The 8,737-nt window shown below is 72.4% G+C and carries 7 protein-coding genes; 2 read left to right on the top strand and 5 right to left on the bottom strand.

Features of this window, described 5'->3' with window-relative positions:
* Window positions 1-1,021 (top strand): UxaA family hydrolase (locus tag DVA66_RS13505; RefSeq protein ID WP_114560556.1); only part of this gene is annotated, 1,021 nt, incomplete at its 5' end.
* Window positions 1,022-1,043: 22 nt separating this feature from the next.
* Here the strand turns inward: DVA66_RS13505 and DVA66_RS13510 are convergent.
* Window positions 1,044-2,072 (bottom strand): SDR family NAD(P)-dependent oxidoreductase, encoded by a 1,029-nt coding sequence (locus DVA66_RS13510; RefSeq protein ID WP_198671746.1) that lies wholly within the window; start codon window positions 2,070-2,072, stop codon window positions 1,044-1,046.
* A gap of 158 nt (window positions 2,073-2,230) precedes the next feature.
* On the opposite strand from DVA66_RS13510, the gene DVA66_RS13515 reads away from it, so the two are divergent.
* A complete protein-coding gene (locus tag DVA66_RS13515; protein WP_114560557.1) occupies window positions 2,231-2,869 on the top strand; it encodes a TetR/AcrR family transcriptional regulator in 639 nt (212 codons plus the stop codon).
* Between the two features lie 181 nt (window positions 2,870-3,050).
* Here DVA66_RS13515 and DVA66_RS13520 read toward each other — a convergent pair whose 3' ends face one another.
* The 4 genes from DVA66_RS13520 to DVA66_RS13535 all read right to left on the bottom strand — a co-directional run bounded on the left by DVA66_RS13520 (window position 3,051) and on the right by DVA66_RS13535 (window position 8,713).
* Window positions 3,051-4,427, bottom strand: a complete 1,377-nt coding sequence (locus DVA66_RS13520; protein WP_114560558.1) for a hypothetical protein — start codon at window positions 4,425-4,427, stop codon at window positions 3,051-3,053.
* Window positions 4,428-4,626: 199 nt separating this feature from the next.
* A complete protein-coding gene (locus DVA66_RS13525; protein ID WP_114560559.1) occupies window positions 4,627-6,867 on the bottom strand; it encodes an FAD-dependent oxidoreductase in 2,241 nt (746 codons plus the stop codon).
* 5 nt (window positions 6,868-6,872) lie between these two features.
* A complete protein-coding gene (locus DVA66_RS13530) occupies window positions 6,873-7,769 on the bottom strand; it encodes a MurR/RpiR family transcriptional regulator (RefSeq protein WP_114560560.1) in 897 nt (298 codons plus the stop codon).
* Between the two features lie 23 nt (window positions 7,770-7,792).
* A complete protein-coding gene (locus DVA66_RS13535) occupies window positions 7,793-8,713 on the bottom strand; it encodes a carbohydrate ABC transporter permease (protein WP_114560561.1) in 921 nt (306 codons plus the stop codon).
* Window positions 8,714-8,737 lie beyond the last annotated feature (24 nt).

Raw genomic sequence — 8,737 nt, forward strand, 5'->3', positions numbered from 1 at the left:
GTGCGGGCTGGTCAGCGGCTCGGAGGGCGCGGACGTGCTGCTGCGGACCATCCGCGGCTACGCCACCCACCCCAACATCGGCGGGCTGGTGCTGCTCGGGCTGGGCTGCGAGATGCTCGAGCTCGACCTCATCTCCGCCGACCTGCCGCTGCCCGCCGACACCCTGGTCGAGCGGATGACCATCCAGGAGACCGGCGGCATCCGCGCCACCGTCGCCGCCGGCGTCCAGGCCGTGAAGGACATGCTGCCGCGGCTGGACGAGCGCCGCCGCGAGACCGTCGACGCCGGCGAGCTGGTGCTGGCGCTCAACTGCGGCGGCTCCGACGGCTACTCCGGCATCACCGCCAACCCCGCCCTCGGCGTCGCCTCCGACCTGATCGTGGGCTGCGGCGGACGTTCGGTGCTGGCCGAGACCCCGGAGGTCTACGGCGCGGAGCACCTGCTGACCCGGCGCGCGGTCTCGCCCGAGGTCGGCCAGAAGCTGCTCGACCGGATCGAGTGGTGGCGCGCCTACACCGCCGCCGGTGGCGGCACCATGGACAACAACCCCTCCCCGGGCAACAAGGCCGGCGGGCTGACCACCATCCTGGAGAAGTCGCTGGGTGCGGTGGCCAAGGGCGGACGGGCCGAGCTGGTCTCGGTGCTGGAGTACGCCGAGCCGATCGTCGAGCGCGGGTTCTCCTTCATGGACACCCCCGGCTACGACCCGGTCTCGGTCACCGGTCTGGTCGCCGGCGGGGCGAACCTGGTCTGCTTCACCACCGGCCGCGGCTCGGTGTTCGGCTGCAAGCCGGTGCCCAGCGTCAAGGTGTCGACGAACTCCACCCTGGCCCGCCGGATGCCCGACGACATCGACCTCGACGCCGGCACCATCATCGACGGCGGCCGCAGCGTGGAGGAGGTCGGCCACGACCTGTTCCGGCTGTTCCTCGCCGTCGCCTCGGGTCAGCAGACCGTCAGCGAGGAGCTGGGGGTCGGGCAGGAGGAGTTCGTCCCCTGGCAGTTGGGCGCGGTGACCTGAGCCGCGGCAGTCGCGGGCCAGGTCAGCTGAAGGAGAGCCCGGCGAGGTCCTCCATGGTCTCCCAGTAGCGACGGGCCAGGTCCGGGTCGCGGGCCGCCTCGGGCACGGGGGCGTAGGTCGGCGACCCGCGCAGACCCTGGACGTCGCGGGGACCGTAGTAGGCGCCCCCCGTCGCCATCGGCGAGGTGGCGGCGTACAGGGCGGGCAGCGCGCCGACGGCCGCGTCCTGCCACATGAAGGGCAGGTACTGGAAGCGGAAGCCCTCCGGGGTGTCGAGCCCGGGCCCGTCCAGGACGATGCTGGTGCGGCAGACGCCTGGGTGCGCCGCGATGCTGGTGATCCCCCAGCCCCCGGCGGTGCTGCGGCGCTGGCACTCGAAGGCCATCAGCAGGGCGCCGAGCTTGGTGTCGTCGTAGGCCCGTCCGTAGTCGTAGCTGCGGACCTTCTGCAGGTCGTCGAAGTCGATCTCGCCGACCCGCGAGCTCGACGTCCAGACGATCCGCGGCGCACTGCCCCGCTGCAGCAGCGGCCGCAGCCGGGCCGACAGCACGAACGGCCCGCGGGCGTTGGTGGCGAACACCCGCTCCAGGCCCTCGGGCGTCTCCTCGCGCTGCAGCCGTCCCTGCACCCCGGCGTTGTTGATGAGGAGGTCGAGGCGGTCACCGGCGTCCTCCATGCGGGCGACGAAGGCGGTGATCGAGGCGAGGTCGGTGAGGTCGAGCGTCTCGAACCGGACGCGGGCCCCGGGGGCGGCGGCGCGGATGCGGCGGACCGCTTCCTCGCCCCGTCCCTGGTGGCGGGAGGCGATCGTGACGTCGGCGCCGGCGCGGGCGAGTCCGAGGGCCTCGTGGTAGCCCAGTCCGCTGCGGTCGTCCTGCGGGTAGCCGTTGCCGCCGGTGACGACGGCCCGTCGCCCGGCCTGGGACGGCATGTCGGCCGCGGTCCAGGCTGGGACCGCCGACGGCGGTGCGGTGAACCGTCCTCCGGCGAAGCCCACCGAGCCCGCGGCCGCAGCCACCACCGCCCCGCGCAGCAGGGCGCGTCGCGTCACCCCGCGACCTTTCGGCGTCCCCGTCCCGGCCGGCGTCGACCGGTCGGTGTCGTCATGTGGCACCGTCGTCCCCTCTCGTCTTCCGTATACTATACCGTGGAGTATATCGGGTGGTGATCGGGTGGCCCCCGGTTCGGACGACCTGCCAGGGTGACGACATGAAGACGATCGACGGCCTGCCGCTGACCGAGGCGATCCTCAAGGCGGCGATCGCGACCTTCTCCGAGCGCGGCTACGACACCGCCTCGATGGACGAGGTGGCGGCCCGGGCGTCGACGACCAAGCGCACCGTCTACGCGCACTTCGGCAACAAGGAGGGCTTGTTCCGCAGCGCGCTCGGCAGGGCGGTCGAGCTGGTGCAGAGCGAGCTGCCGACGCCGGACGACCTGACCGACCCCGCCGGGGAGCTGACCGCGTTCGCGATCGGCTTCAGCGACATCAGCACCTGGCGCAACCCGGTCCGGCTGCAGCGGGTGGTGATCGGCGGGGCCGGCCAGTTCAGCGACCTCGGCGCGATGCTGCACCGTGAGGTGATCGAGCGGGCCGAGGGCGCGGTCGCGGACTACCTGCAGCGGCTGGACGCCTCCCGTGGCGGTGGTGGCGACGAGCAGCACCACCGGCGGCTGGCCGGGTACTTCCTCAACCTCACCACGGCCCGCCAGCGGTTCGCGACCCTGTTCGGTGCGCGCGAGCCGATCCCCGACCACCCGCACCGGGTGGCGCCGCCGGACACCGACCACGCCACCATCCGGGAGGCGGTCGGGCTGTTCCTCCGCGGCAGCGGCCTCGACGGCTGAGCGGCCCGGTGCAGGAGGTGACCCCGGCGAAGTGCGGGTGCGCCTGGACCCCGGGCTGCGGGACGCCTACAGCCGCGCCGGCGCCCGGCTCGCGCGCTCGCTGCTCCGCGAGGAGGTCCGCTCCCGTCGTCGTCCTGCCGCACGACCGCGAGTCACGCGGCCACGGCCGAGCCGGTGGTCGTCACGTGTAGAAGAGCTGCGCGGTCACCCGGCAGGACGACGACGGGACCAGCCGCACCCAGTGCGCGCTGAAACCGGGAGGGAACACCAGGCACTCGTAGCCGTCGACGGTGAGCGTCCGGTAGCGCCGCCACTGGCCGGTGCCCATGAAGTCGACCTCCACTGCGAACTCGACCGGTCCGGCGGCCTCGGTGGTGAGGTGCAGGCACTTCTGGTCGTAGCCGGTCATCAGGTACGGGTCCGACGGGACCCCGGCCTCGACGTCGTCCTCCCACCACGGGCCGCCCCAGCCCTGCGGCTTGCCGAACGACCACAGGTCGTCGGTCTTGCCGAACCACAACCCCGCCTGCGGCTGCCCGGCGTGGGGGTTGGAGTCACGGATGGGAGTGGTCTGGTCGCCGGCCATCACCAGCAGCCCGTTCCAGGAGCAGAAGTCGCCGACCACCCGCAGGTGGGAGGAGATCGGGCGGATGCCCCAGACGGACGAGGCGTAGGTCATCGCGGGCAGCTCGAAGTAGGTGCCACTCGCGTCCAGCAGCAGCCGCTCGGACTCGACCTCGCGGATCCGCGGCCACTCGGTGGTGAAGGCGTGGTCCTGCGTGTGGGTCGACTTCGGCAGGCGGTACACCTTCCACCCGGTCTCGGGCAGGTAGACGTGCAGCAGCGCCGACGCCCGGTCCTGGCCCACGGCGAACAGGGCGTCCCCGATCCCGTTGGCGCTGCCCAGGGTGTTGAACTGGGTCCGCGCCAGCGTGCGCCACTCCGTGCCGTCCCACTCGGCCAGCCGGCCCTCGCTCTCCCCCGTCGGGAAGTCCTTGTCGTAGTAGGAGTTGTTGCACACCACGACCCGGCCGTGGCGGCTGATCGCGTCCTTGAAGTGCGGGTAGCCGCGGACGTCGAGCACCTCCAGCAGGTCGAACAGCTGGGTCACCTCCAGGGTGTGCACGTCGACCTCGAAGAACTCCCCCTCCATGCCGAGGGTGTAGACCTTGTTCGCCGGGTCGGTGAGGTGCCGGCAGGTGGCCGTCAGCCGGTGGTCCACGAGGGCCTCGATGGTGCGGACGTCGCCCTCCACGTCGATCACGTGCGGGCCGATGAAGAGCTGGTTCGACTCGTGGTGGACGATCCGGTTGGCGTAGGTGCCGACGACGCTGGCCGGGTGCTTGGTCAGCTGCAGGTCGTCGTCGAGGGTGAACAGCCCGGTGCCGCCGCCGGTCGGGGCCTTGTGGGCGACGTAGGTGACGAACCAGAGCCGGTCGGCCCACGGCATCAGCGCCCCGATCCCGGTCTCGCTGCGGGGCACGTGGTCGGCCTTGACGGCGGTGCTCGGCACCACTCCGCTGATCGTGAGCGGGGCGGTCGGGCTGGGCGGGGTCATCGGGTTTCCTTCCGTGGTGGATCGGGCGTGAGCGGTCGTGGGACAGGTGGACGGCGGATCGCCCTTCGACAGGCTCAGGGCGTTTGGGGGCGGGTCAGGGCGTTGGGGCTGGGTCGGTGCCGGGGCTGGGTCGGATCGCCCTTCGACAGGCTCAGGGCGTTGGGGGCGGGTCAGGGCGGGTGCCGGGGGCGCTCCGGGCTCAGATCGCGGGGGACGGGGTGGCGTAGGCGCGGAGCGAGACGACGTGGGCTGCCCCCCTGCTCCCCGGCGCCACCACCCGGACGGCCGTGACGTCGGTCGGCGCGGTCAGCGGGTGGACGCGGTGGCGGCGGCGGTTGCCGGTCACCTCGGCCAGCACCGTCCAGGCACCCTCGACCTCGGTCTCGACCCGGTAGTCGGTCAGCAGGTCCGGCATCACCTCGGGCTCGGTTCGGTGGTGGTGCAGGTTGATCAGGTCGATGTCGACCGAGTCGTCCAGCACCAGCTCCACCGAGCCGATCGTCACCGGCTGGTCCCAGCGGGCCTCCAGCCACGGCTCCGGGTCGAGGCGACGGTCCTGCGAGACCCAGGTCTGCGGTCCGCCGTAGGGACGGGCGTAACCGCCGCGGGCCTTCTCCGGCGCGTAGGCGTCGACGTCGTCGGAGACCCGCAGGCACGGGCTCTGCCGGTGCAGCACCTGCTTCCAGTGCCGGAACTGCTCGGTCCAGCGCTCGTCGGCGGCCGGCTCTCGGTAGCTGAGCGCCAGGACGCCCGGCGGCGCGTGCTCGTCGACGTGCAGCCGGACGCCCGCGGCGGCCTCGACCACCACGAACCCGTTCTGTGGCCGGTCGGGACGCCAGTCGAGGTCGACCGACACCCACTGCTTCTCCCCGGCGCCCACCGGCACCGTGACCGAGCGCAGCTGCTCGTCGGGCAGGTACACCTGGGGCCGGCTGGTGCGGTGCAGCCGGACGGTGAGCTCGGTGTCGGCGTCGGCGTCGACCAGCAGCGAGAGCGTCCCCAGCGCGGGGTCGACCGGCAGCACCAGCCCGAGCGGGGCGTCCAGCGGGTGGGTGCCCGCCGGCTCGTCGGCGACCAGCTGGCGCAGCGTCGAGGAGGCGCTCATCGTGGCGTCGAGCACCCGGTCGGCCGGGTCGTCGTGCACCACGCCGAGCACGGACGCGTCGGCCCGCACCAGCGCCCGGTGCACCTCCTCCATCCGCCCCGCCACCAGTTCCCGCGGCGTCACCCCGGCACGGGTGGCCAGCGCCGCGCCGACCCCGGCGGCCTCGCCGAGGACGGCGCAGGTGGCCATCACCCGGGTGCTGCCGAAGGCGACGTGGCTGGCCGAGATGTTGCGCCCGGCCATCCACAGGTTGGACACGTTCTGGCTGTACAGGCAGCGCATCGGCACGTGGTAGGGCCCGTCGGCGTGCCAGTGCTTGGAGCCGGCCTCGCTGGCGTACATCCCGCCGGGCGGGTGCAGGTCGATCGACCAGCCACCGAAGGCCACCCGGTCGGCGAACTCGGTCATCCCGAGCACCTCGTGCTGGGTGAGGACGTGGTCGCCGAGGAAGCGGCGGTACTCCCGCTTGCCCGGCACCGCCCCGATCCACTCCAGGGTGAGGTTCTCCGCGTCGTAGCGGCCGGAGTTCTTGATGTGGTCCCAGATGCCGTAGACGGCGGCCTGCAGCTCGTCGCGGATGCGCTCGTTGTCGTCGACGACGTCCAGCTCGCCACCCCACTCGATCCACCAGTAGGCGCAGCCGTTCTTCTCCGTCGAGATGATCCGCCGCTCGGGGATGGAGGTGGTGGTGATGTCGAGGGCGAACGAGGGCGGCACGAACTTCACCGGGCGTCCGGCGTCCTTGGAGTAGAAGAGGAGAGTCGAGCCCAGCGTGTTGTCGTCGGGCACCTCCGGAGCCCAGGACTCCTGGTAGGCCGAGTACGGCTCGCGGCCGGTGACGTGGCGGGCGCCGGCGAGGTAGCCGACCAGCCCGTCGCCGGAGCAGTCGAGGAAGGTGGGCGCGGTGAAGGTGATCAGCCGCTCCGAGCCCATCATCCAGCCCGTGACCGACTCGATCCGGCGGTCGTCCTCGGGCCCGGACGCGCTGACCTCACGGACGTCGGTGTTGAGGAACAGGGTGATCCCCGGCTCGGCGCGGACGGCCTCGAGCACGGTGAGGTCCCAGTAGTAGGGGTTGCCCTCGGGGTTGGTGAACTGGTTCTCCACGAAGAGCTCGCCCATGATCCCGGTCTCGCGGGCGTTGAGCTGGGTGCCGTGCGCGGTGGCCCCGCAGACCCACACCCGGATCTCGCTGGAGGAGTTGCCGCCCAGCACCGGGCGGTTCTGCACCAGCGAGACCGAGGCCCCCTGCCGCGCGGCGGCGATGGCGGCGCAGACGCCGGCCAGACCACCTCCGACCACGACGATGTCGGAGGAGACGTTCTCGGTGCGCATGGGGCTCACTTCCTGGGGGGTGGGGGTCGGTCACGGGCGTCGGGGTGGGCGCCTCCGGTGAAGGCGCGCTCGAGGCTGTCGGCGCTGCGCTGGGCGACCAGCACGAACAGCAGGCTGGCGGCGAGGACGTCGCTGGTCCGGCCGCCGAAGTAGTCGGTCCAGGCGCTGCCGTTGGGGGTGCCGGTGAGCAGCACCTCGTCGGCCACCCGCTCCAGCGGGGTGCCTGCGACGCCAGTGATGAGGACGGTCCGGGCCCCGTGCTCGCGGGCGCGGCCCAGGAAGTCCTCCGCCACCGGGTCGTTGCCGCTGCGCGAGAGGGTGAGGGCGACGTCGCCGGGACCCAGCAGCGAGGCGACCACCTGGGCCTCCTGGCGTCCGCTGTGGAACCAGCAGGGGCGTCCGATCCGCAGCAGCCGCAGATGCAGCTCCTGCATGGCGATGGAGTCGCCCCACTCCCCGAACAGGTGGATCCGTCCGGCGGCCGCGATCGCGTCGGCCACCCGGGTGGCGGTCGGCAGGTCGATCGCGCCGAGCGCGACCCGCATCGCGTTGGCCTGGGTGCCGGCCAGCGTGGTGAGCACCTGGTCGGCCGGGTCGTCGGGGCTGATCATCCGGCCGATGTCGGACTCCCAGGCGGCCTGGGCGTCGCGGCCGTTCTCCTCCGCGATCGCTGCCCGCAGGGCCGGGTAGCCGTCGTAGCCCAGCAGCACCGCCAGCCGGGTGACGGTGGCCGGGGACGTCCCGGCCTGCTCGGCCAGCCGGGTGATCGGCGCCCGGCCGACCTCCTGCGGGTGGTCCAGCACCAGCTGGGCCACCCGGGCCATCGCCGCGTTCAGCCCGGGGAGGGCGTCACGGATCTGCTGCATCGGGCTCTGGGTGAGGGCTCTGTCCACGTCCCTCATCCTCGCCTGTGCCGTCGGTGCGCTCACTTGATGCCGGTGTGGGTAAGAGCCTGGACGAAGCGTCGCTGCAGCAGCAGGAACACCACCAGCACCGGGACGATCGTGACCACCGAGGCCGCCATCGCCAGGCCCGGGCTCAGCGCGCCCTGCTCGTTGGTGAAGCTGGTCAGGCTGAGCGGCAGGGTGTACATCTCCGGGCTGGAGATGAGCACCAGCGGGGTCTCGTAGTCGTTCCACGACCAGACGAAGGCGAGGATGCCGAGGGCGGCCATCACCGGGCTGGCCAGCGGCACGTAGATGCGGGTGAAGATCCGCCACTCCGAGGCGCCGTCCATCCGGGCCGCCTCGGCGAACTCCGAGGGCTGGGCCACGAAGAACTGCCGCATCAGGAAGGTGCCGAGCACGGTGAACATGCCGGGCAGGATCAGCGCCCACAGGGTGTCGTAGAGGCCGAGCTGCTGGAAGTAGATGAAGCGCGGGACCAGCAGCAGCTGGGCGGGGATGATGGCGGTGGCGAGGTAGAGCAGGAACACCTTGTCGCGGCCCTTGAAGGTGAACCGGGCGAAGGCGTAGCCGGCCATGGTGGCGGTGACCAGCTCGCCGGCCACCCGCAGCAGCGCCACGAACACCGAGTTCGCGAACGCCGGGAGGATCGAGTCCTCGCCGAAGAGCACGGTGGTGTAGTTGCTGAGCTCGGCCGGGCTCGGGATCCACTCCATCGGCACGGCGTAGGCGTCCAGCTCGTTCTTGAACGAGGTCGACAGCATCCAGGCGAACGGGGCCAGGAAGGCGATCGCCAGGATCCACAGCGGGACGCCGACGGCCCAGCGGCGGGTCCGGCGGCGACGTCGGCGCTGGCGGGCCCGGTCGGCGGCCTCGAGAGGTGCGGGGACGGCGGCCGGCGCGGCGGAGCGGCGCGGGGCGTCCAGGGTGGTCTCAGTCATGGAGGGTCCTTCCGCGCTGGGCGC

This window comes from Desertihabitans aurantiacus (assembly GCF_003344635.1).
In the GTDB taxonomy this organism is placed as follows: Bacteria; Actinomycetota; Actinomycetes; order Propionibacteriales; family Propionibacteriaceae; genus Desertihabitans; species Desertihabitans aurantiacus.